The 22,683-nt window shown below is 61.3% G+C and carries 19 protein-coding genes; 12 read left to right on the top strand and 7 right to left on the bottom strand.

Annotated elements, in window-relative coordinates:
• Window positions 1-63: 63 nt before the first annotated feature.
• Complete coding sequence (locus tag MLC59_RS00690) at window positions 64-1,377, top strand: DUF945 family protein (RefSeq protein WP_248230083.1); 1,314 nt, start codon at window positions 64-66, stop codon at window positions 1,375-1,377.
• Between the two features lie 79 nt (window positions 1,378-1,456).
• Here MLC59_RS00690 and coaD read toward each other — a convergent pair whose 3' ends face one another.
• The 3 genes from coaD to yihA all read right to left on the bottom strand — a co-directional run bounded on the left by coaD (window position 1,457) and on the right by yihA (window position 4,242).
• On the bottom strand, window positions 1,457-1,936 hold the full coding sequence (gene coaD / locus MLC59_RS00695) for a pantetheine-phosphate adenylyltransferase (protein WP_248230085.1): 480 nt from the start codon (window positions 1,934-1,936) through the stop codon (window positions 1,457-1,459).
• Window positions 1,937-2,008: 72 nt separating this feature from the next.
• Window positions 2,009-3,454 carry a coniferyl aldehyde dehydrogenase gene (locus tag MLC59_RS00700; RefSeq protein ID WP_248230087.1) on the bottom strand — a complete coding sequence of 482 codons (1,446 nt, stop codon included), beginning with the start codon at window positions 3,452-3,454 and terminating at the stop codon, window positions 2,009-2,011.
• 155 nt (window positions 3,455-3,609) lie between these two features.
• Window positions 3,610-4,242, bottom strand: a complete 633-nt coding sequence (gene yihA, locus MLC59_RS00705) for a ribosome biogenesis GTP-binding protein YihA/YsxC (protein ID WP_248230088.1) — start codon at window positions 4,240-4,242, stop codon at window positions 3,610-3,612.
• Between the two features lie 236 nt (window positions 4,243-4,478).
• Between yihA and MLC59_RS00710 the strand changes: the two genes are divergently transcribed.
• From MLC59_RS00710 to MLC59_RS00720, 3 genes are all read left to right on the top strand, one after another.
• Window positions 4,479-5,084 carry a c-type cytochrome gene (locus MLC59_RS00710; RefSeq protein WP_248230089.1) on the top strand — a complete coding sequence of 202 codons (606 nt, stop codon included), beginning with the start codon at window positions 4,479-4,481 and terminating at the stop codon, window positions 5,082-5,084.
• Window positions 5,085-5,290: 206 nt separating this feature from the next.
• The gene (locus MLC59_RS00715) at window positions 5,291-5,929 is read left to right on the top strand and encodes a thiol:disulfide interchange protein DsbA/DsbL (RefSeq protein WP_248230090.1); all 639 of its coding nucleotides are present in this window, start codon (window positions 5,291-5,293) and stop codon (window positions 5,927-5,929) included.
• 65 nt (window positions 5,930-5,994) lie between these two features.
• The gene (locus MLC59_RS00720) at window positions 5,995-6,855 is read left to right on the top strand and encodes an endonuclease/exonuclease/phosphatase family protein (protein WP_248230091.1); all 861 of its coding nucleotides are present in this window, start codon (window positions 5,995-5,997) and stop codon (window positions 6,853-6,855) included.
• A gap of 77 nt (window positions 6,856-6,932) precedes the next feature.
• Here the strand turns inward: MLC59_RS00720 and rpmG are convergent, their stop codons facing one another.
• The 3 genes from rpmG to radC all read right to left on the bottom strand — a co-directional run bounded on the left by rpmG (window position 6,933) and on the right by radC (window position 8,262).
• Window positions 6,933-7,088, bottom strand: a complete 156-nt coding sequence (rpmG, locus tag MLC59_RS00725) for a 50S ribosomal protein L33 (protein WP_091853212.1) — start codon at window positions 7,086-7,088, stop codon at window positions 6,933-6,935.
• Between the two features lie 11 nt (window positions 7,089-7,099).
• A complete protein-coding gene (rpmB, locus tag MLC59_RS00730) occupies window positions 7,100-7,336 on the bottom strand; it encodes a 50S ribosomal protein L28 (protein WP_091853210.1) in 237 nt (78 codons plus the stop codon).
• Window positions 7,337-7,578: 242 nt separating this feature from the next.
• Window positions 7,579-8,262 (bottom strand): RadC family protein, encoded by a 684-nt coding sequence (gene radC / locus MLC59_RS00735; protein ID WP_248230093.1) that lies wholly within the window; start codon window positions 8,260-8,262, stop codon window positions 7,579-7,581.
• A gap of 175 nt (window positions 8,263-8,437) precedes the next feature.
• Between radC and coaBC the strand changes: the two genes are divergently transcribed.
• The 8 genes from coaBC to MLC59_RS00775 all read left to right on the top strand — a co-directional run bounded on the left by coaBC (window position 8,438) and on the right by MLC59_RS00775 (window position 21,780).
• Window positions 8,438-9,646 carry a bifunctional phosphopantothenoylcysteine decarboxylase/phosphopantothenate--cysteine ligase CoaBC gene (gene coaBC, locus MLC59_RS00740; RefSeq protein ID WP_248230094.1) on the top strand — a complete coding sequence of 403 codons (1,209 nt, stop codon included), beginning with the start codon at window positions 8,438-8,440 and terminating at the stop codon, window positions 9,644-9,646.
• 28 nt (window positions 9,647-9,674) lie between these two features.
• The gene (gene dut, locus MLC59_RS00745; protein WP_248230096.1) at window positions 9,675-10,136 is read left to right on the top strand and encodes a dUTP diphosphatase; all 462 of its coding nucleotides are present in this window, start codon (window positions 9,675-9,677) and stop codon (window positions 10,134-10,136) included.
• Between the two features lie 117 nt (window positions 10,137-10,253).
• Window positions 10,254-12,881 (top strand): phosphomannomutase/phosphoglucomutase, encoded by a 2,628-nt coding sequence (locus tag MLC59_RS19885; RefSeq protein WP_282450790.1) that lies wholly within the window; start codon window positions 10,254-10,256, stop codon window positions 12,879-12,881.
• A gap of 53 nt (window positions 12,882-12,934) precedes the next feature.
• Window positions 12,935-13,831: an acetylglutamate kinase gene (gene argB, locus MLC59_RS00755; protein ID WP_248230097.1), complete on the top strand. Its 897-nt coding sequence runs from the start codon at window positions 12,935-12,937 to the stop codon at window positions 13,829-13,831.
• Between the two features lie 54 nt (window positions 13,832-13,885).
• A complete protein-coding gene (locus MLC59_RS00760) occupies window positions 13,886-15,157 on the top strand; it encodes an acetylornithine deacetylase (protein WP_248230098.1) in 1,272 nt (423 codons plus the stop codon).
• A 42-nt stretch (window positions 15,158-15,199) separates the two neighbouring features.
• Window positions 15,200-16,384 (top strand): acetylornithine deacetylase, encoded by a 1,185-nt coding sequence (argE, locus tag MLC59_RS00765; RefSeq protein ID WP_248230099.1) that lies wholly within the window; start codon window positions 15,200-15,202, stop codon window positions 16,382-16,384.
• The gene (gene argA / locus MLC59_RS00770; protein WP_248230100.1) at window positions 16,381-17,691 is read left to right on the top strand and encodes an amino-acid N-acetyltransferase; all 1,311 of its coding nucleotides are present in this window, start codon (window positions 16,381-16,383) and stop codon (window positions 17,689-17,691) included. Before argE ends, argA begins: the two co-directional genes overlap by 4 nt.
• Window positions 17,692-18,021: 330 nt before the next feature.
• Window positions 18,022-21,780, top strand: a complete 3,759-nt coding sequence (locus MLC59_RS00775; protein WP_248230101.1) for a DUF1631 family protein — start codon at window positions 18,022-18,024, stop codon at window positions 21,778-21,780.
• Between the two features lie 23 nt (window positions 21,781-21,803).
• Here MLC59_RS00775 and MLC59_RS00780 read toward each other — a convergent pair whose 3' ends face one another.
• Window positions 21,804-22,649 (bottom strand): pirin family protein, encoded by an 846-nt coding sequence (locus MLC59_RS00780; RefSeq protein ID WP_248230102.1) that lies wholly within the window; start codon window positions 22,647-22,649, stop codon window positions 21,804-21,806.
• Window positions 22,650-22,683: the final 34 nt, after the last annotated feature.

Here is a 22,683-nt window from a genome sequence, read left to right on the forward strand (position 1 = left end):
ACAGGGATGTCGGTGCCAATCGCAATCACGCGTGTTACCGGCTCCCTGAGTTGGAGCAAGGACATGAAAAAAGTATGGATCATCGCCGGCGGCGTGGTCGTGGTGGCAGCGGTTGCAGCCCCATGGGCCGTGGGAAAGCTGACGGAACAGCACTGGCAGTCTGCCACTGAGCAATTCAACGCCGCCCAGCCCTATTTCGTCATGGAAACCGAGGCCTACGAGCGGGGCTACCTGGGCTCCGAGGCCCGCGGACAGCTGTTCGCCGTTGACCCGGATACCGGCGAGCGCTATCCCGTGGGCTGGACTGGCGATATCACCCACGGCGTCACCAGCAGCACGATCGATTTCGACTTTGACTTCGCCGATGACGCTGGCATGGAAGCGGTTTTTCCTGACCAGAAGCCCACCGTTACCGTGACCACCAGCGCCTGGGGATCTTCGCTGGTGGAGCTGAATGTCCCGGCGATCGACTACACGGATGACAGCAGCGGTGAATCCCTCAATGTTTCTGCGAGCTATGCCACCCTGGACGTCAGTGATGACGGCGAAACCCTGGACACGAAGATGCAATTGCCCGGCCTGGTACTGCGTGCGCCGGATGTGCGGTTATCCATGGAAAACCTCAACCTGGACCAGCATGCCAGCCTGCTGACCGGCAAGCTGTGGACCGGCGATGCTACGGTAACCCTCGACAAGGTGTCAGTGGTCAGTCGGGACGAGCCGGAACTGATCCTGGAAAGCCTGAAAATGGTAAGTGATTCCAGTGCGGACAGCGCGGGTGAACAGTTTGGGGTAAGTACCACCCTGACCCTGGATAGCGTGGGTTACGGCGATGAAAGCCAGGGGCCCCATAGCCTTGAATTCAATCTTGATGGTGTCAGTGTGGCGGCCTGGAATGACCTGCTCGAAGCAGTCAGTCAGCTCCAGGCAACCAATGCTGACGCGGGCAACGATCCCCAGCAGGCCTTTGAGCAGCAGATGCAGGCCACCATGGCGCTAACCGGCAGCGTTGAGTCAATGATGGCTGATGGCCTGACTGCCGCTGCCGACCTGGACCTGGGCTCCGCGGAAGGTCCGGTGACTGGTCGCCTGTTGATCTCCCATCCCGAGCAGGAAGGTGGCGAGCCGGTTCCGTTGATGATGATCGCCCAGACCATTGAGGGCGAGATGTCAGTGAAGCTGCCAAAGGCCCTGGCTGATCGATACCCGGAGCTGGGGGAGGAGCTGATGCCGCTGCTGATCCAGGGCGTGTTGGTAGAGGAGGGTGATTTCTACGTGATGGACGCTACCCTCGAGAACATGATGATCAACCTGAACGGCAACGAGATGCCCTTGCCAGTTCCCGGCATGGGCGGCGGTTTGTCGCCACAGATGTAACCGGGCCTGCTGTAATACCAAAAAAGCCGGGTCCTCAGGGCCCGGCTTTTTCAGGATTGGCACAGGGTATTGCCCGTGCTTAGCGGGCGAACTTGGCTTTCAGGGCATCCTGTACCACGGGTGTCACAAACTCTGACACGTCCCCACCGAGGGAGGCGATTTCCCGGATCAGCGATGACGAGATATAGGACAGGTGGTTCGATGGCGTGAGAAATACGCTCTCCACTTCCGGCGCCAGGTGACGGTTCATGTCTGCCAGCTGGAATTCATACTCGAAGTCGGATACCGCCCGCAGCCCCCGCAACAATACGGTGGCGTTCTGCTGTCGGACAAAGTCGGCCAGCAGGTTGTCAAAGCCCACGACCCGGATGCTGTCCAGGTGGGCGGTAGACTGCTCCGCCAGTTTGACCCGCTCTTCCAGGCTGAACAGGGGGTTCTTCTTGGAGCTGTAGGCAACGGCAATTACCACCTCATCAAACAGGCGCCTGGCCCGTTCCACCAGGTCGATATGGCCATTGGTGATGGGGTCGAAGGTGCCCGGGTATATAACCGTTGTCATTCGCATTACTCCTTACTGGTATCTGGGGCTGGTCTTTGTGGTCTAGCGCGTCAAGGAAGTCGACGCAATACACTATCGAATAAAGAAGCGATAGACCAGTTTGTGCAAGGCTCCGCCGTACGGTGGGTAGACGAGCTTGCCGCTGTTGATCTTCTGCTTGCTGAAAACGGCCCTTGCGTGGGAGAAGGTGAGAAAACCTTCCTTGCCATGGTAGTGCCCCATGCCGGAATCGCCAATGCCGCCGAAGGGCAGGTCATCCTGGGCCACATGCATCAGCGCATCGTTGATGCAGACACCGCCGGAGTGGGTGCCTGCCAGCAGGCGTTTCTGTTCGTCCCGGCCGTAGCCAAAGTAGTAGAGTGCGAGCGGTCGCGGGCGGCTGTTGATGAAGGTCATTGCATCTTCCAGTCCCTTGCTCGCCACCACCGGCAACAGCGGGCCGAAGATTTCGTCCTGCGTGACTTTCATGTCTTCCGTGGGGTTGAGCAGCAGGGTGACGGGCATCTTGCGGCAGCCCTCCTCGAAATGCTCCCCCGCCGGGTTGACCTCGATAACCTGGGCGCCCTTGCTGCGGGCGTCGGCCAGGTACTCCTGCAGGCGCTGGTACTGACGGTCATTGATGATGGCTGTGTAATCGGAGTTGTCCCTCAGTGTAGGGTACATCCGCGCCATGGCATCCTGGAATGCGTCCACAAAGGCGTTGATGCGGTCCGATGGACACAGCACGTAATCCGGTGCCACGCAGGTCTGGCCCGCGTTCAGCGCCTTGCCGAATGCGATGCGCTCTGCGGCATCTTCCACGGGCACATCCGAGGAAACGATGGCCGGTGACTTTCCGCCCAGCTCCAGCGTCACAGGGGTGAGGTTTTCCGAGGCGGCTTTCATGACCAGGCGTCCCACCGTGGTGGATCCGGTGAACAGCAGGTGGTCAAAGGGGCGGGCAGAGAAGTCGGCGGCCACATCGGCTTCGCCATTGATCACTGCTACCAGGTCCCGGGGAAAGGTGGCTTCGACCAGGTTCGCCAGCAGGGCAGAGGTATGGGGGGTGAACTCTGACATCTTGATCATTGCCCGGTTACCCGCCGCCAGTGCGGCCACCAGTGGCCCGATCGCCAGGTACAGAGGGTAGTTCCAGGGAACGATGATGCCGACCACGCCCTTGGGCTGGTAGTACACCTTGTTACTGGCCGGCTGGAACAGCATGGATACGCTGCGCCGCTCCGGCTGCATCCAGCCCTTGAGGTTTTTCATCGCGTAGTTGATGCCTTCCACAGACGGGATCACCTCGGCGATCAGGGTTTCGTCCCGGGAGCGACCGTTGAAATCCCTGTCGATCGCTTCGCAGAACTGCTCCTGGTGGGCTAGCAAGGCTTTCTTCAGACGCTGCAGGTTATCCAGGCGCTCGCTGGCGGTTGGCAACGGGTTGCGGGTGAAAGCCTGTTTTTGCTCTGCCATTACGCGGGCGGTCAGCTGGATCTGCTGCTTGCTTTCGTTCAGCGGAACAACGGTGGCGGTCATGTGGATTTCCTCGGTTAAGGGAACTTCCTGGTGAAAGTTTGATCACAGTCAATACCGGTGCCAACGGACTCGCCGGTGAGACTCAGGTCTCAGTACGTCGCAAACCCTGACGATTCCCGACCGGGATGACCGGTCGGGTTTTTTAATGCTCGGCGTCAGCCTTCTGCCTGGCCGGATTCCAGCCAGTCTGACAGCCCCTTGCGGCATTCTTCCAGACCGGTCTTGCTGGTGGCTGAAAACATGACCAGGTGTTCCAGGCACTGACTGTCTTTCAGGGCCTTGCGAATACCCAGCATGGCGGTCTTTGCCTGGCCGAACTTCAGTTTGTCAGCCTTGGTGGCAAGAATCATCAGCGGCAGCTTGTTATGTTCGCACCATTCCACCATCATCTGGTCAAAGTCGGTCAACGGGTGGCGAATGTCCATGACGAGTACCAGCCCGGCGAGGCTGCGGCGTTCTGTGAGGTAGTGGCTCAGGTGTTGTTGCCAGTCGTCCTTCATGTCCCGGGAAACCCTGGCGTAGCCATAGCCGGGCAGGTCCACCAGCCGGCAGTTTTCCCGGTTCAGTGAAAAAAAGTTGATCAGCCGGGTGCGCCCCGGTGTCTTGCTGGTGCGGGCCAGCTTACCATTGGTGGTGATACAGTTGATGGCGCTGGACTTGCCGGCATTTGACCGGCCTGCAAAGGCAACCTCTCGCCCCGCATCCGGCGGGCAGTCCTGCAGCTGTGCTGCACTGACCAGGAAGCGGGCGCTGTTGAAGGAAATTGGTTTCGGAGCTTCGGATGTCACGGAGTATTCCTGAGTGCGAGGTGTCGGTTTGGTGGTCCGGGCGAGAGCCGATGGCTAGCGGGTTGACCTGAGACAGGCCCATGGCATTTATTCATTGGCTCCTTAATGTATAATGCTACACCAATTTCCGGACAGTGCGCAGGTTACTACTGCCAACGGCCCGATAATCGTGCCTTTCCAGTGCTGCCAGCGTCACAAAGAATAACGTTTCAGATGAGAGAATAAGCGGAGCGAGCATGAAGAAACTGATCGCAGGTGTGGTTCTCGGCGTGGGCCTCTCTATGACGGCCCATGGCGCGGGAGATCCTGAAGCTGGTGAGACCCAGGCCGCTGCGTGCGCGGCCTGTCATGGACAGGCAGGTACCGCTCCGGTAATGGGGGTATACCCCAAGCTGGCCGGTCTCGGCGAAACCTATTTCTACAACCAGTTGGTTGCTATTCGTGATGGCGACCGTGAGATCCCGGAGATGACCGGGCAGCTGGACGGCAAGTCCGATGAGGACCTGAGAGACCTGGCCGCCTACTTCAACCAGCAAGAAATGCCCCTGGGGCAGGCGAATCCAGAGCTGGCTGATCAGGGTGAGGCCCTGTACCGTGGTGGCAACCTTGCCTCCGGTGTACCGGCCTGCGCCGCATGCCATAACCCTCAAGGCAAGGGTAATGAGCCTGCCGGTTACCCTCATCTTGGCGGGCAGAGCGCTGAGTACGTGGCCAAGACCCTCAACGATTACCGTGACGCGTCCCGTGGCGGTTACAAGTCCCAGATCATGGTGGACATTGCCTCCCGCCTGACCGATGAAGAAATCGAGGCCGTTGCCAGCTATATTTCCGGCCTGCACTGATTGCAGCCGTATCGGCAAAGCCCTGATAAAAGCCCGCCATGTGCGGGCTTTTGCTTTTTCTGGCTTCCTGTCAGGGTGGTAACCCCGGTATGACTGGATACGGCAGGCTGGCCTGGGACATAATCCCGGGTGAACCTTTTTCCGGTGGCCCTGTCTTTTCCGGGTAACGACCGACATAAAACCAGACTGAATCCAGAGGTATATCCATGGGAATTCTCAGACAACTGATCACCGGCGCTATTGTCGCCACCCTCGCGTTCTCCGCCTCCGCCGAGGGGCAGTGGGAAGAGGGCACGCATTACCAGCGCCTTTCCAGTGAGGTGAGTGCGTCCTCTGGCGAGGGCATCGAGGTGGCCGAGGTTTTCTGGTACGGCTGTGGTTATTGCATGGAGTTTGAGCCCTACGTGCAGGCCTGGAAAGAAGACATGGCAGAGGACATCAACTTCGTTTACCTGCCGGCTCCCATGAACCGTGCCGCGGCAGAGCATGCCAAGGCGTTCTATGCCAGTGAGGCCCTGGATGCCCGCGAGCAGACCCATGATGCGTTCTACCAGGCGCTGGCCGCCGAGCGCCAGAACCTGGCCAGCGCCTCCGACCTGGCCGACTTTGTCGCTGAGCAGGGGGTTGACCGTGAAGCCTTTCTCAAGGCCTTCAATGGCTTCGGCGTGAAGGCGCAGACCCAGCGGGCCATGTCCGTTCTGCGCGGAGCCCAGGTCCAGGGTACGCCTACCATGCTGGTGGCCGGTAAGTATCGTACCTCGCCGAGCATGGCCGGCGGCTATGAGGAAGCCCTCGCCGTCGTTGACTACCTTGTTGAGATGGAGCGTGGTGAAAGCGCTGAGTAAGAAGGCAGCGACCGGCCCCGGGCGCTTTGTCCGGAGCCTGCCATCCGCATGTGCAGAAGGTTGAGATGTATCGAAGGCTGAAACAGGGGTTTGCCGATCGTACCGGCAGGGCTGCGCCGTCAAGGGGGTCCTGTTCGGGGGTCGACCATGTGCCGGATTTCGAGCCGCATCATCATATCCGCCTGCTGACCTTCAATATCCAGGTGGGTATCAATACCGCCTCCTACCACCACTACCTGACCCGGAGCTGGCAGCACGTGCTGCCACACCGGGGGCGGATTGAAAACCTGGATCGTATTGCGACCTTGTTGCGCAACTATGATGTAGTCGCCCTGCAGGAGTGTGATGGCGGCAGTCTGCGCAGTGGCTACATCAACCAGGTGCAATACCTGGCTGAGGCTGCAGGCATTCCCTACTGGCATCAGCAGCTCAATCGCAACCTTGGACCCGTGGCCCAGCACAGCAATGGGCTGCTGAGCCGATTCCGCCCCCTCGATGTCACCGAGCACCGGCTACCGGGTCTGCTGCCGGGGCGCGGCGCCATTATTGCCCGTTACGGTGACGCAGACGACCCCCTGGTGCTGGTGATCATGCACCTGTCCCTGAGCAAGGCGGGGCAGGTCCGGCAGCTGGCCTATATCCATGAACTGATAGCGAACTATCGCCACGTGGTGCTGATGGGGGATCTCAACAACCATGCCGAAGAGTTGCTGACCAATACGCCGCTCAGGGACGCTGACCTGGTGCCGCTGCCGGCAACCGCGCACAGCTTTCCCAGCTGGCGCCCGGAGCGGGCGCTGGACCATATCCTGGTCAGCCCCAGCCTGGAGATCCGCAACTCGGAAGTGGTGAGCTACCCGCTGTCCGATCACCTGCCCATTGCCATGGATATCGCCCTGCCGAAGGGTTACCTGGAAACGTTCTGACTGGAAAGGCTGGGCGTCGGATAAAAGCAGGCACAAAAAAACCCGGCCATGGCCGGGTTTTTTTGTAAGCGGCGATCTTATTTGATCTTCGCTTCCTTGTACGCAACGTGCTTGCGGACAACCGGATCGTACTTCTTGATCTCGATCTTTTCCGGAGTGTTACGCTTGTTCTTCTTGGTCGTGTAGTAGTGACCAGTACCTGCTGATGAAACCAGCTTGATTTTCTCGCGCATGATGCGGCTCCTTATACTTTCTCGCCGCGGGCACGAAGATCGGCCAGCACAGCGTCAATGCCTTTTTTGTCGATGATGCGCATACCCTTGGTGGATACGCGCAGCTTCACGAAGCGTTTCTCGGACTCGACCCAGAAGCGATGGCTCTGCAGGTTGGGCAGAAAACGACGCTTGTTGTGGTTCATAGCGTGAGAAACGTTATTACCGGTTACCGGCCGCTTACCGGTTACCTGACAGACTCTGGACATGTTTGCCTCCGACCTGAGCTTGGGTCCTGAATACGAATTCGTTTTAAGGGAGCCTCTGAAGCTGATCCTTCGCAGAGGTTCCTGACATCGGGTCTCTGGTTGCTTTACGTGTCTGCAGTGCGCACGGTGCTCGCCAGACGCCGCCAGAAAGGGACGCTTTTATACCAGAACGGGGCACCTAACGCAAAAAATTGTTGGGAAATTGTGCAGCGTCCAGGCCGACGGCCTGGACCAGCGGTAAACTACATCAGGCCGCGTTCAGCGAGGGAGATCGTCTCGCCATGCCCGACAACCATATGATCCAGGACCCGAATGTCCACCAGCCCAAGGGCATCCTTGAGGCGGCGGGTCAGGGAAATGTCTGCCTGGCTGGGTTCGGCAATCCCTGATGGGTGGTTGTGGGCAAAGATAACCGCCGCCGCATTATAGTCCAGCGCCTGGCGTACGACCTCCCGGGGGTAGACCGCCGCACCGTCAATGGTACCCCGGAACAGTTCCCGGTAACGGATCACCCGATGCCGGTTGTCCAGGAATAGGCCGGCAAACACCTCATGGGGCTGGGTACCCAGCCTGGCTGCCAGGTAGCGCCGGGTGTCTTCAGGAGATGTCAGCGGGTCACCCTGACGAACGGGCTCGTCCATGACCCGGCGGGCCATTTCCATGGCAGCCTGCACCTGGGCGTACTTGGCTGTACCGAGCCCGCGAACCCGGCAAAAGCCGTTGTGGGAAGCCGTCATCAGGCCCCGCAGACTGCCAAACTCATCCAGCAGGTGCCTGGCCATGGCCATCACTGGCATGCCGGCTGTTCCGGTGCGCAGGAATATGGCAAGCAACTCGGTATCAGACAGGCTCTCAGCGCCGTGGGCGAGCAATCGCTCCCGGGGGCGCTCGTCCCGGGGCCAGTGTGGGTGTGCTGATGTATCCATCCCGGATCCTTGTGGGTGCTCCTTGCGTTCATGGGTGCCGCGGCGAGGACTGACCCGGTCGGACCGTCCGCGACGACAGCGACAGGAATCTTAGCATGACCGACCCACTGTCGGGGAAGTGTCGGCAATGCTATCTTATAGCCCTTTGAACGGACACGGGTAAAACGGAGACACCATGGCCAGACCGAACATCCTGCTGGGTATCACCGGCGGTATTGCTGCCTATAAAAGTGCAGAGCTGGTGCGGTTGCTCAGGAAAGCCGACTACCCGGTACGGGTGGTCATGACACGGGGTGCCGAGGCCTTCGTTGCCCCGATGACCTTCCAGGCCCTCAGTGGTGAGCCGGTGCGTAGCTCCCTGCTGGACCCTGAAGCAGAGGCCGGCATGGGGCATATCGAGCTGGCCAAGTGGGCAGACCTGGTGGTGGTGGCACCGGCGTCGGCGGATTTCATGGCACGGCTGGCCCACGGCCTGGCCGATGACCTGCTGGCTACTGTGTGCTGTGCCACAGAGGCCCCCATAGCCCTGGCTCCGGCGATGAACCAGGCCATGTGGGGCAACCATCGTTCACAGCGCAATGTCCGCCTGCTCGAAGAAGACCCACAGATTACCCTCTGGGGCCCTGACCAGGGCAGCCAGGCCTGTGGTGACACCGGGCCGGGACGGATGCTGGAACCCCAGACCCTGTTCGGCCTGATCGATCAGTTTGAGACGCCGGCGCCCGGCAAGGCCGGCCCGCTGACCGGGCGTCGGGTGGTTATCACTGCCGGGCCCACCCGGGAACCCATTGATCCGGTGCGCTACATCAGTAACCACAGCTCCGGCAAGATGGGCTACGCCATTGCGGAGGCCGCCCGGGCCGCAGGGGCCGAGGTGACCCTGGTCAGCGGTCCGGTCAGCCTGCCGGCACCAGCGGGGGTGCAGGTGGTGCCGGTGCAGACCGCCGAAGACATGTTGCAGGCCAGCACTGCCGAAGTGGACAGGGGCGCGGATATCTTTATCGCGACGGCTGCTGTGGCGGATTATCGTCCGCTAGCGGCCGCCGACCAGAAAATGAAGAAGGCCCGCGAGGCCCTGTCCCTGGAACTGGTCCGTAATCCCGATACCCTGGCCACCATTGCCGCCCGGGACGATGCTCCGTTTACCGTGGGCTTCGCGGCGGAAACAAACGATGTCGCTGCGTACGCCACCGACAAGATGAAACGCAAGAAGCTGGCGATGATCGTCGCCAACGATGTATCCGCCCCGGGCATTGGCTTCAACAGTGACCAGAATGCGGTCACCGTGTTCTGGTCCGGTGGCCAGCGTGACATCGGTCCTGCGGCAAAGAGTGATATCGCCCGGGAGCTCATCGCCCTGATTGCCGACCGGCTACCTGCCTGACCCCAAAACCGTCCTGAGGAAGAGAAGTATGAGTCACCAACCCGTGCAGATGCGCATCCTGGATGACCGCATCGGCCAGGATATTCCCATGCCCACCTATGCCACCGATGGTTCCGCCGGGCTGGACCTGAGAGCCTGCCTGAAAGCACCCGTGACACTGGCGCCCGGCGAGTCCCTGCTTATTCCCACCGGGCTGTCCATCTACATCGAGGACAACTCCCTGGCGGCCGTGATCCTGCCCCGCAGTGGCCTGGGTCACAAGCACGGTATTGTGCTGGGCAACCTGGTGGGACTGATTGACTCCGACTACCAGGGTGAGCTGATGGTGTCATGCTGGAACCGCGGCACCACGGCGTTCACCGTGAATGTGGGCGAGCGTATTGCACAGCTGGTGCTGGTGCCGGTGGTGCAGGCCCGGTTCGATATTGTCGATGAATTCCACGCCAGCGAACGGGGCGAAGGTGGCTTCGGCTCCACTGGTCGACACTGAGAAAGTTTCCAATACGCCAAATGTGTCATTAACGAATTCATGTAACCATCTATACTGACAGCCATTCACCCTTTGAAGACTACGCAGTGCTAAAAAGCCGTCGAGACGGAGCCGACTATGAAACTTGGCAAGAAAAAGGAAGCGGCAGGGACCGCTGAACCGGCGTCCGGGGCCGCTTCCGATAACAAGAAAGCCATGGCGAAAACCGCAAAGGGCAAGGCACCGAAGGCATCGGCGGGCAGCAAGGTTCGCAAGCTTTCGTCGGTAGCCGTGGGCCAGGCCCTTGCCGTGATCCTTGTCGGCATGGTGGTGGCTGCCGTGCTTTACTTCGCGGTCTTGCAGCCCGCTGAAAACCGGGATCAGCAGCAGATGGCTGAGCGGGGCGCAGACCTGGCAGCCGACCGGCTGGGGCAGCGCATAAGCTTTTTACAGTCCCTGACTCAGGGGCTGGGCACCCAGACCTCCGTGCGGGACGCCCTGGGTGAGATCGGCGGTGCCCGTGAAATGGCCAGTGAGCTGCAGTCCATGATGTCGGGTGTCGAACGGGTGTTCCTGTTTCCCTATGGGTCCATACCCCGGCGTGCGGATGAGCAGGCGGGCCTTGGCTTCGCTACCCTGGACCTGGCCCGACGTGCGGAAACTGGCCGCTCTGCTGCCCCGGATGCATTTCCGGCAGATGGTGGCTGGCGGATACAAATGGCCGCCAGGGTTCGCAATCCGTCCACCGAAGTGTCTGAAGGCACGCTGGTGATCCAGTTTGACGCCAGTGTACTGGCGGACGTACTTGCCGGTATGAACGGCCAGGCCACGCTGATCCAGACAGTAGGGGGGCAGTCCCGCAACGTTGTCAGTCGTGGGCAGGGGGGCGGGCCCGAGGTGACACGCTCGCTGTCGGTTCCTGACTGGAGCCTTCGCTATCAGCCGCAGCCGGTGCCCGGTTCAATAACACCCCTGGTTCTGCTGGGCCTGGTCATCGCAGGTTTCCTGGTCGCTGCAATCACTGTGTGGCTGCTGTTGTCGTCCGCCCAGTCCGGCATCCGCAAGGAGACAACCCGCCTGGTTCAGTGGGCCAACAAGGCGTTTTCAGGTGATCGTACGGCGCCCCCCCGGTTTCACTGGGAGACACCATCGGTACTGGCTGATGTGCTGCATCGGTTGAGCAAGGCGGTGGAGAAGCGGGTTGAAGGCAATGCCCGCAAGGCTCCAGAGCCAAAGCCCGCGCAGGCGGGCGATCCAGGTATGGGCGAGCCCCTGTTCCAGGAACGGGATATGCCGGACATCGATATGCTCGATGGCGACGAAGATGTGCTCGGCTTCGGCGAGAGCCCGGCCGGTGCCACGCCGGAAGTGACCGAAGCCCCGGTGCCTCGTGCCGAACTGTCCCCCTCCATATTCCGGGCCTATGATATTCGCGGCATTGTCGGTGAAACGCTGACGCCGGAGGTGGTTCGCCTGATTGGCCAGTCCATTGGCTCGGAGGCGTTGGACAGAAGCCAGGATACGCTTTGCATTGGCTATGACGGCCGCCACTCCAGCCCTGAACTGGCCGATGCCCTGGCCCGGGGCGTGATGGAATCCGGGTGTAATGTCATTCGGCTCGGGGCGGTGCCAACGCCGGTGCTCTACTTTGCCACAAACCACCTTGGCACCGGCTCAGGGGTGATGGTGACGGGCAGCCATAATCCGTCCAATTACAATGGCCTGAAAATCATGCTGGGTGGCGAAACCCTGGCGGAAGAGGCCATCCAGAGGCTGTTGCAGCGGGCGCAGACCGGTGACCTGCACCAGGGTGAAGGTAGCGCCTCGGACCAGGATGTGCGGCGGGATTACCTGGACCGTATCCTGGGCGACATTGCCGTGGCAGCCCCCCTGAAAGTGGTCGTGGATGCCGGTAATGGCATCGCCGGTGAACTCGGGCCGCTGTTGCTGGAGGAGCTCGGCTGTGAGGTGATCCCGCTTTATTGCGAAGTGGATGGCAGCTTCCCCAACCATCACCCGGATCCTGGCAAGCCGGAGAACCTGCAGGACCTGATTGACCGGGTCCGTCAGGAAGGTGCCGATGTGGGCATTGCCTTCGATGGTGATGGTGACCGCCTGGGCGTGGTCACCAACGAAGGCAAGATTATCTGGCCCGACCGTCTGATGATGCTCTTCGCCCGGGATGTGGTTTCCCGCAATCCCGGTGCCGACGTACTCTTTGACGTCAAGTGCAGCCGCCGTCTCAGTGGCGTAATCTCCGCCGCCGGCGGTCGCCCGGTGATGTGGAAAACCGGCCACTCCCTGATGAAGGCAAAGATGAAGGAAACCGGTGCCCTGCTGGCGGGTGAGATGAGCGGGCATGTTTTCTTCGGTGAACGCTGGTATGGCTTTGATGACGGGCTCTATTCGGCTGCACGGTTGCTGGAGATCCTCGGTATCGAGGACCGCCAGGCCAGCGAGGTCTTTGCCGAGTTCCCGGAGGATATCAGCACCCCGGAGCTGAACCTTGAGGTGACGGACGAGGGCAAGTTTCGCATTATCGAGCGTCTGAAAGACCTGGCCGACTTTGGCGAGGCCAATATCACCACCATTGACGGCGTCCGGGTGGATTATCCGGATGGCTGGGGGCTGTGCCGGGCATCCAATACCACCCCGGTGCTGGTATTGCGGTTCGAGGCGGAAAACGAGTCAGCCCTGGAACGCATCAAGCAGATTTTCCGGGGACAGCTCAAGGCGCTGGCCCCGGATGTGAACATAACTTTCTGAACTTATGACCTGAGCCCGGTGCGCCGGGCCGAACCACTGACAAGGCAAGATGAATGGCACTGGATCGTGATACGGCAATGCAGGTGGCGGACGTCCTGAGCAAGGGGCTGCCCTATATCCAGCGGTTTACCGGCAAGACGGTAGTGATCAAGTACGGCGGCAACGCCATGGAAAACGAGGAGCTCAAGAGCAGCTTCGCCCGTGACATGGTGCTGATGAAGCTGGTGGGTATCAATCCCATCGTGGTGCACGGTGGCGGGCCGCAGATCGGTGATCTGCTGAACCGGCTCAACATCAAGTCTCACTTCGTCAACGGCATGCGGGTCACCGACTCGGAGACCATGGATGTGGTTGAGATGGTACTGGGCGGCCAGGTGAACAAGGAGATTGTCTCCCTGATCAACGCTCATGGCGGCACCGCAGTGGGTCTCACCGGCAAGGATGGCAACCTGATCCAGGCCCGCAAGCTGGAGGTTGTGGGCAAGTCTGACGAGGTCAGCCGCCCGGAAATCATCGACATCGGCCACGTTGGTGAGGTGGCGCTGGTGAATACCAAGGTCATCGACATGCTTACCCACAGCGATGTGATACCGGTCATCGCGCCCATCGGGGTGGGGCCGGACGGAGCCTCCTATAACATCAATGCGGACCTGGTCGCCGGCAAGGTGGCCGAGGCGGTGAAAGCGGAAAAGCTGATCCTGTTAACCAACGTTTCCGGTCTCAAGAGCAAGGACGACAAGGTGATGACGGGCCTGACTGCCGCCCAGGTCAATGATCTGATCGAGGATGGCACCATCCACGGAGGCATGCTGCCGAAAATCCGCTGTGCCCTGAGCGCAGTCGAAAACGGTGTACGTACGGCCCATATCATCGATGGCCGTGTGGCCCATGCCACGCTGCTGGAAATCTTTACCGACGAGGGGGTGGGTACACTGATTTCCCGCAACTGACTCGCCGGGTAACCCGGTCTGCCGGCCACGGGTGCTCCACAGGGAGAGGAAGCCTTGAGAAAACTGTTGTCGCTGAGTGTGATCCTGGCCCTGCTGGCCTGGGGGGCCTACAAGGGAGCGGTCTGGTGGTACGCGGATCAGACCATGGGGGAACTACGTCGGTCGCTGTCAGACTATGGGGCACTGGAGCGGGGCAGTATCAGCTCCGGGGTCGGCGGTGAGCTGGTGCTTGAGGATACCCGTTTCCAGTCGTTCCGGCTAACCCGGGCCCTGACAATCCGGCAGCTGCACCTGCAGGCAGGTTCACCGCTGGCGCTGCTGCGGGGGCTCCGGGATGCACACGAGCTGCCCCCTGAATGGCGACTGGAGGCCTCTGGCTGGCGTTTGCCGCTGGACTCCGCCATGCTGCGCAACTGGGTCACCGACACCGATCAGCAGGCGCCAAGGCCCCTGTTCATGCCAGTGTGTGGTCCGGATGCCCGGCAGCAACTGGGCAGTGGAGACCTGGTCCGCATGGGTATCAATGACCTGGCGGGTGACGCCCAGCTGCGTCAGAGCGCCGGAGGGGTCCGCCTGGAGGTGCACGTCCGGGAATCCGGTGGTTTCGGGGTGTTCTGGGAGGGTGCGCGGCTGCGGCTGGATTCCGGTGCCGTCACCCTCACGCCGGGTGCCGATAAAACCCGGGTTGTACTGCGGGATGGCGGCATGATGCGTCGTGTAACGGCCTATTGTGCCCGGGAAACCGGCTTGCCGCCGACAGCCTGGGCAGACCTTGTTATGACTTCTTTCCGCGAAGGGCTGGAGAGCCGGGGGCTGAAAGCTTCACCCCAGCTGATGGCCTTGTACCGGCAGTGGCTGACAGAAGGTGGCGAGCTGGCGGTGACCCTGGACCCACAGGCACCCTGGCCGGGGATACCGGTGAGGCATTCCGTGGACTCGCCGGAAAGCCCCCGAGCCTCGACGCCTTCGTCCCTCACGGTTTCCTACAACGGTGCCTCAGTACCGGACGTCTTCCTCTCCCGGGTGGAGCCGGTCACCCCGGATGTGCCGTCACAGGCGCTGGAACCTTTACTGGACCCGGGGCAGGCACCGACTGTCGCCGGCTGGCAGGTCATCGCTCCGGGGCAGGCCGGGGACTGGCTTGGTTACACGGTCCGGGTTACCCTGATTAACGGGCGTAACGTGGAAGGCCGGCTGACCCGTGTGGACGAGCAGCAGGTGGAGGTAGCGCGCCCGGTGGATGGTGGTGAAGTGGCCTACCCGATGACCCGTCGTGCCGTGGATCAGATCGCGGTATGGCGTCGCGGGCAGCGGGTTGCAGACTGAGGACCACCGTCCCTTCAGGATTGACCTGCAGGAGCCGGCAAGATGAATAACCCGACCAGCCAGAAACCGTCTGACAACAGGCAGGGTCCACCGGATGTCCGGACCATGCTGGAGCGCCTGGTAGGCATTCCGTCCATCAGCAGTGCGTCGGCAGACTGGGATCACAGTAACGAAGCGGTTGTGAACCTGCTGGCGGAGTGGCTGGGTTCACTGGGATTCCGCAATGAGATCCTGCCGGTGCCGGGCATGCCCGGCAAATACAACCTGGTGTCCACGCTAGGCTCGGGGCCTGGCGGGCTGGTTTTATCCGGCCATACCGACACGGTTCCGTTCGATGACAAGCGCTGGCAGAGTGATCCGTTTACCCTGACTGAGCGGGATAACCGCCTGTACGGTCTCGGTACCTGCGACATGAAAGGGTTTTTCGCCCTGGCCATCGAAGCGGCGAGGGAAGCGGCGCAGCAGCCGTTGAAGCAACCGCTGATCGTGCTGGCAACCGCCGACGAGGAAAGCTCCATGAACGGCGCCCGCGCGCTGGCAGAGGCAGGCTATCCGAAGGCGCGGTACGCGGTAATCGGGGAACCCACGGAACTGCGCCCTATCCGCATGCACAAGGGCATCATGATGGAACGCCTGGTGTTTGAAGGGCAGTCCGGGCACTCGTCTGACCCGTCCCTGGGGCACAATGCCCTGGAAGGGATGAACGAGGCCATGAATGAACTGCTGGCCCTCAGGACCGGTTGGCAGGAACGGTACCGCAACCCGCATTTCCGGGTGCAACATCCCACCATGAACCTGGGCTGTATCCACGGTGGCGACAACCCCAATCGTATCTGCGCCCGTTGCGAGCTGCACTTTGACCTGCGGCCACTGCCGGGCATGGACATGGCTGAACTGCGCCAGGCGATACTCAGCCACCTGGAGCCGGTCGCCCGCAGACGGGAGCTTTCGCTGACTTTCGAGCCCCTGTTTGATGGCGTGCCGCCTTTCGAGACCCCGGCGGAAGCCGAGCTGGTGAAGGTCTGCGAAAAACTGACCGGGCACCAGGCAGGCGCTGTCGCCTTTGCCACCGAGGCCCCCTGGCTGCAGCAGCTTGGCCTGGAAACCCTGGTGATGGGGCCTGGCTCTATCGACCAGGCTCACCAGCCCGACGAGTACCTGGACCTGGCCCAGGTCAAACCAACCATTATGTTGCTGAAACAACTGATCAGGCATTTCTGTCTATGAGCGTATCCGACTGGCTGCACAGCTTTCGTCACTCCTCCCCGTATATCAATGCCCACCGAGGCAGTACCGTGGTTTTGGTATTGGGCGGTGAGGCGCTGGCCAGCGACAACCTGCTGAACATTATCCATGACATCACCCTGCTGAGCAGCCTGGGTATCCGCCTGGTGGTCACCTTCGGTGCCCGACCCCAGATTCAGCAACGCCTGGAGCGGGCGGGTCATCAGTCTGAATTTGTCGGCGGCCTGCGGATCACGCCGGAGCAGGATTTGCCCCTGATCATGGAGGCTGTAGGTAGCCTGCGCTCGTGGCTGGAGAGCCGACTGTCCATGGGGCTGGTGAATTCCCCCATGCATGGCGCGAAAATCCGTGTATGCAGCGGCAACTTTGTCGCTGCCCGGCCGGTGGGTGTGCTCGACGGCGTGGATCATGGCTATACCGGCCGGGTGCGGCGGGTGGATACGGCGGGTATCGAGCGCCTGCTTGAGCAGGGGCATATCGTGCTTGTGCCGCCTCAGGGCTACTCACCCACGGGGGATATTTTCAATCTTTCCTATGAGGACGTAGGCAGCCAGGTGGCTTCTGCCCTGCGCGCTGACAAACTGATTGTGTTTACTTCCGATCAGGGTGTTCTGGATGAGGATAGCTCGCTGGTACGGGAACTGACCGTGCGCCAGGCCCTGCAGAAGGTTAACGAACAGGTGGTATCCGGCCATGACGCAGACCTGCTGAGGGCGGCCTGTGATGCCTGCACCCGTGGCGTGCGGCGGGCTCACATCATCAGCTATCTGCGGGACGGAGCCATCCTGGAGGAACTGTTTACCCGGGATGGCTCAGGTACCCTGGTCACCGATGACAACTATGAGCAGGTCCGCCGTGCCAGGGTAGAGGACATCGGCGGTATCCTGGAGCTTATCCAGCCCCTGGAAGACCAGGGGGTGCTGGTGCGCCGGTCCCGTGAAATGCTGGAAACCGAGATCGACCAGTATGTGGTGGCCGAGCGGGATGGCATGATTATCGGCTGCGCCGCCCTCTACACCTATCGGGAAGAGCAGGCCGGGGAACTGTCATGCTTTGCGGTGGATCCGGCCTATCGTCGCGGTGGCCGGGGTGACGAGATTCTCGCGATGATTGAACGCATGGCCCGGGCCCAGGGCCTGGCGCGGCTGTTCGTGCTGACCACCCAGACCGAGCACTGGTTCAGGGAGCGGGGGTTCGAACCCTCGACGGTCCAGTCACTGCCGGGACCGAAGTTGGCTGCGTACAATACCAGCCGCAGATCCAAGGTCTTCGTCAAGAATATGGGGTGAAAACGGTATCGCTGGCGGCACTGTGTTGCCATGGGCAATAGCGAGCGAATGCCCGGCTCGCCATGAAACGCCCTTGACGAAGCGTCGCCAAAGTAGTCACATTAACCAACGGCAACAAAAGGGTCCCGCTTTCGACGGCGGCAAGCTGCCAGCGACCTTGTTTTCACGCCATTACGTCTATAATGACCACAGAGCCCGTTCCGGCCGGATGGGCTGGCCGGTTGTCCCGGTCTGCTGAGGTCGCGTTGCGGGTGGTCACCAATCGCCCGTTGTGAGGGAACCAACCCGGTCGGCAGAGTCTGCCGGGCTACACCATTGATCAGGTAGTGAATGGATCCGAAGGAACGACGCTCCAGCCCCCGACGTCCCATCAAACTGGCTGCCCAGGTAGACCTGGGGGAAGCCGGGATGTGGCCCTGCCAGATTGCTGATTTCTGCGCGGAAGGACTGTTTGTCCGATATTCCGGTGATACCTCCGCCAGGATTCGCGCCTACCTTGAACGATACCCCGGCGAAGACCTGGGCATTTATTTCCGCACCGGCGACAGCCAGGAACGCCATCAATTGAAGGCCAGGCCGGCGCGCCTGATTGATGGTGCCATGGGTGTTGAGTTCACCCGTTCCAGCCCCCGGGCGGTGGAGGCCATGCTCAGCCAGTGTGGAGCAGATGGCGGGTCCCAGGAGCGAGTCTCTCTCAAGCCGCCCAGTGAACGGGTACAGTTTATCCTGCACCAGTGTGCGCGGAGTGTTACCCGGCATATCGAGCCGCTGATGAGTGACTGCTTCGTGGCCATGGCCGAAAACCTGCGACAGGCTGCCCTCAAGGCGGCCAGCGACCAGCAGGCCAATGAGTTCATGGATGCTGCCTCCCAGGTGGGGAGTCGTCAGCGTTCGTTCTGGCTGCTGATGTCGCGCTACCTTGAGTCACCCCTGAAGCCGGAGCGTGAGGGTCAGTCCACTTCCAGTCTCTCACTGGTGGACAAGGGCGAATTCGAGGACTGGCTGGCCATCAAGGTGATGGTGACCAAGGCCGATACCCTGTATCGCGCCGAACTCCTTCAGCTCCGTATGCGGCTGGATCGCCTCGGCGTTACCAACGCTACCGGTCACCAGAATCCCCTTGGTCCATCGCTGGTCTGCGAAGCCTTCCATACGGGCCTGGAGAGTCTGCGTGCCAGCCGGGGGGTGGAAAAAGTCTGCCTGAAAACCTTCGAGACCCTGGTACTGCAGAAGATTGGCCCACTGTACGAAGAGCTTAACCAGATCCTGATTCGCCACGGCATACTGCCGGACCTGGACCTCAGTCGCTACCTGAGCGAACGTAAACCACGCAGTGAGCCGCCGAAACCGGCACCGGCCCTGGCGCGGGCTGCCAACGAACCGGTAACGCCTGTGGTTGAAAAAAAGCGGGTGCCAGGTGCTGGCAGTACGCCTTCAGGTGATGGCCGCAGCCAGGGTTTCCAGGAGCAGATGACCCTCGCCCGGTCCGCCTTTGAGACCGTGCGCAACCTGGTGGGATCCCTGAAGGCGGGCCGGGTGGCAGAGCAAGCGCCGTTGAGGTTTGCCGAGAATGCCCGTCCGCTGTCGCAGGGCGAACTCCAGGCCCAGCTCCATACCTTGCAGAGGGCACCGCAGCCTGGCGAAGAGGCTGCGCCCCTGAAGGACCGGGTGATCGGTCAGGTGAAGCGCTCCGGTGACCATGCCCTGGACGAGGAGCAGCAAGCGACCCTGGACGTAGTGGACCGGTTCTTCCGCAGCGTGGTGGAAAGCCCGAGGCTGACTGAGCATGCCAGGCAGCAGATGCGCCACCTGGAAGTGCCGGTGCTCAAGGTGGTTTTGCGGGACCCTGCCTTTTTCGACGATATCGAAAGCCCGGTCCGGGGGGTGATGAACCGCCTGGCGCAACTGGGCGCACGTGGAGGACGTACCAATCCGGCTGTACAGCGTCGGGTAGATGACCTGGTCGATCGAATTGCCGCCGAGTTTGAGCAGGACTCGCAGGTATTTGAGGGTGCTGTGGGTGAACTGGATACGCTGATTGACCGGCAGAACCTGATCTATCGCCGCAATGTGGAGCGGGTTACCGCTGCCGCCGAGGGGGCCCAGAAAGTCGCCGAATCCAGGTCTGCCGTCCGCCGGGCCCTCGACGAACGGCTGGGTGGCCGGGAAGTTCCCCGGGCAGTCGTCAGCCTGCTCAATGCGGGTTGGCGGGACCTGCTGTCGCTGACCTGGATCCGGCAGGGGCCGGACAGTCAGCTATGGCAGGACTACCTCTCGGTCCTGGATACCCTGATGGCCTTCGCTGACGACCCGGAAACGACCATCAACCTGTCGGAGCTGCTGAGACTGATACAGGAGGGGCTTGGCTCCATTTCCAGTAACCACCTGCCCGCGACCCAGGTGCGGGAAGAGCTCAAGCAGTTCCTGGTGCGTTCGCCGGGCACGACGATGGAGCGTGTCGCCATGCCCCGGGCCGGGTCCGAACAGGACCCCGGTCGTAAGCAGGAGGAGCGCCTGCAGAGGCGCCTGCAACGCTGGATCGCCCGGGCCCAGAAGTTGCGCACCGGCGACTGGCTGAAAGACCAGAGTAATGGCGACCAGGTTCAGTACATCCGCCTGGTCTGGATTGCGCGGGGCTTCAACCGGTTTGTGTTAGTTAACCACCAGGGTATGCGGGTGGTGGAACTGGAGCTGGCAGACCTGGCAGAGCGGATGCAAAAAGGGCTGATCGTGCCCGACAGTCAGTATGAGCGCCCGCTGGTGGATGAGAGTATCGACCGTATGGTACGCAAGGTCTATGAGCAGCTGTCCTGGGCCTCTAGCCATGACGAACTGACCGGATTGCTGGAGCGTCGTGAATTCGAGCGGGTACTGGAACAGCAGCTCAATCGACACGAAGATGAGCGCACCCTGGTGCGGCTGGACTTGCGCCAGTTTCGGCTGCTCAATGACACGGCCGGCCTGGCCGCTGGCGACGAGGCCCTTCGGCGGGTGGCCGGAATCCTTCGGGAGAAGTTGGTGGATGGTATGCCCCTGGCGCGTTTGGACGGTGACGAATTCGGGTTCCTGCTGCCGTCGGAGGAGGCCGCGCCTATGGTGGCGGGGATTATCCATGCCATCGAGACACTGGAGCTGAACTGGCAGGGCCGCAGCTACCGGCTGTCGGCAAGCGCGGGCCTGGCCCCGCAGTTGCCGGGGCTGGCCACCGCCGGTCGGTGGCTGCGGGCCACCGAAGAGGCCTGCCGGCTGGCGAAGACCCGTGGTTCTGGTAAATACGCGGTCTATCAGCTGGAACCGGAGCATTTCGACAAGCAGGAGCAGATTGCGGCCAAGGTGGCCAGCCTGGGGGACCTTGACGAAGAGCGGATGCTGCTTCGATGCCAGAAGATCATCCCGTTGCACAAGGACACACGGCTGACCACCCAGTATGAAGTGCTGATCAGCATGTACGATGATCAGGGTGAACTGATTACCGCTGCTGACTTCGTACGCATGGCCGAGCGGTACAACCGCATGCAGTTTGTGGACCGCTGGGTGGTGGGCTACATGCTGGACTGGCTACGAAACCGGAATGGCCGTCAGGGCAGCGCGGGGCAGCGCCAGCCCGGTTACTGCATCAACCTGTCAGGTTATTCGCTGAACGATGAGGCCTTGCTGGAGTTTATCTACAGCAAGCTCAGCGAGGCCGATGCGCCGATTGAGCGCCTGTGGTTCGAGATCACCGAGGCCGCTGCCATCCGGGATGTGCATTCGGTGGCGGAGTTTATCGGCGAGATGCAGGAGCTGGGGTGTCGGTTCTGCCTGGGCAGCTTTGGTGCCGGCCCGGCGTCCTATCAATATATGCGCAGCCTGCCGGTGGACATGATCAAGCTTGATGGTGCCTTTGTTGGTCAGATCGCCGAAAGTGAGACTGACCAGGCCATGGTCCGTTCCATGGTGGAAATGGCCCATTACCTGAACCGGGAAGTCATCGCTACCCACATTGAAAGTCGTGAAGCCCTGGATATGCTGCGCAAGCTGGGTGTGGACTATGGCCAGGGCTACGTCATCGAGAAGCCGGGTCTGCTGGAGAGCCTGGGGGCGCCTTGACCACCTGGCATCCGGACGTCTTGTCAGGCCGTCAGTTGACCGTTCTGGTAGTCGCGCAGGGTCTGTTCGATTTCCTCCCGGGTGTTCATGACGAAGGGCCCATACTGAACCACAGGTTCACCTATGGGCCGGCCGGCGATCAGCAGCACCCTGGCGCCTTCCTGGCCGGCAGCTACCGTCAGCCGGTCACCCGCTCCCAGTACCGTGGCGGCTGAACGGGAAAGCGCCTCTCCACCGATGCGGGCTGTCCCTTCGTACAGGTACACCATGGCACTAAGCGGTGATGCGACCGGCAAGGTCATCGAACCTTCCGGGTCGAGGTGCAGGTCGGCATAGAGCGGCTCGGTAGAGCCACCGGTGATGGCGCCCTGCCATGTCTGACCATCCACTGTAAGCTCACCGGCGATCAGCCTTACCTCACCCTCATCGAGCATGATTCGTGGAATCTCCTCCGGCTGGATGTCCCGGTAACCTGCCGGCTTCATTTTTTCTGCCGCTGGCAGATTCAGCCAGAGCTGGAAGCCCCGCATCAGGCCCTCTTCCTGCTGTGGCATTTCAGAATGCACGATGCCCCGGCCCGCCGTCATCCACTGGACACCACCGTTGCGAAGGTTGCCCCGGTTACCCAGGTGATCCTCGTGGAGCATATGGCCCTCAATCATATAGGTGACGGTCTCGAAGCCCCGGTGGGGGTGCGCGGGGAAGCCGGCAATATAATCCTGTGGCCGGTCGGAGCCGAATTCATCCAGCATCAGGAAGGGGTCCATGCGCACCAGTTGGGTCTGCCCAAGGGAGCGGCGGATACGCACGCCGGCACCGTCCGAGGTTTCCAGGGCGGGTATGGCGCGTTTAATGATGCGTTCGGTCATGGTGACCTCCTTCTCTGGTTGGCTGACTTCACCA

This window comes from Marinobacter bryozoorum (assembly GCF_023156245.1).
GTDB lineage: Bacteria > Pseudomonadota > Gammaproteobacteria > Pseudomonadales > Oleiphilaceae > Marinobacter > Marinobacter bryozoorum.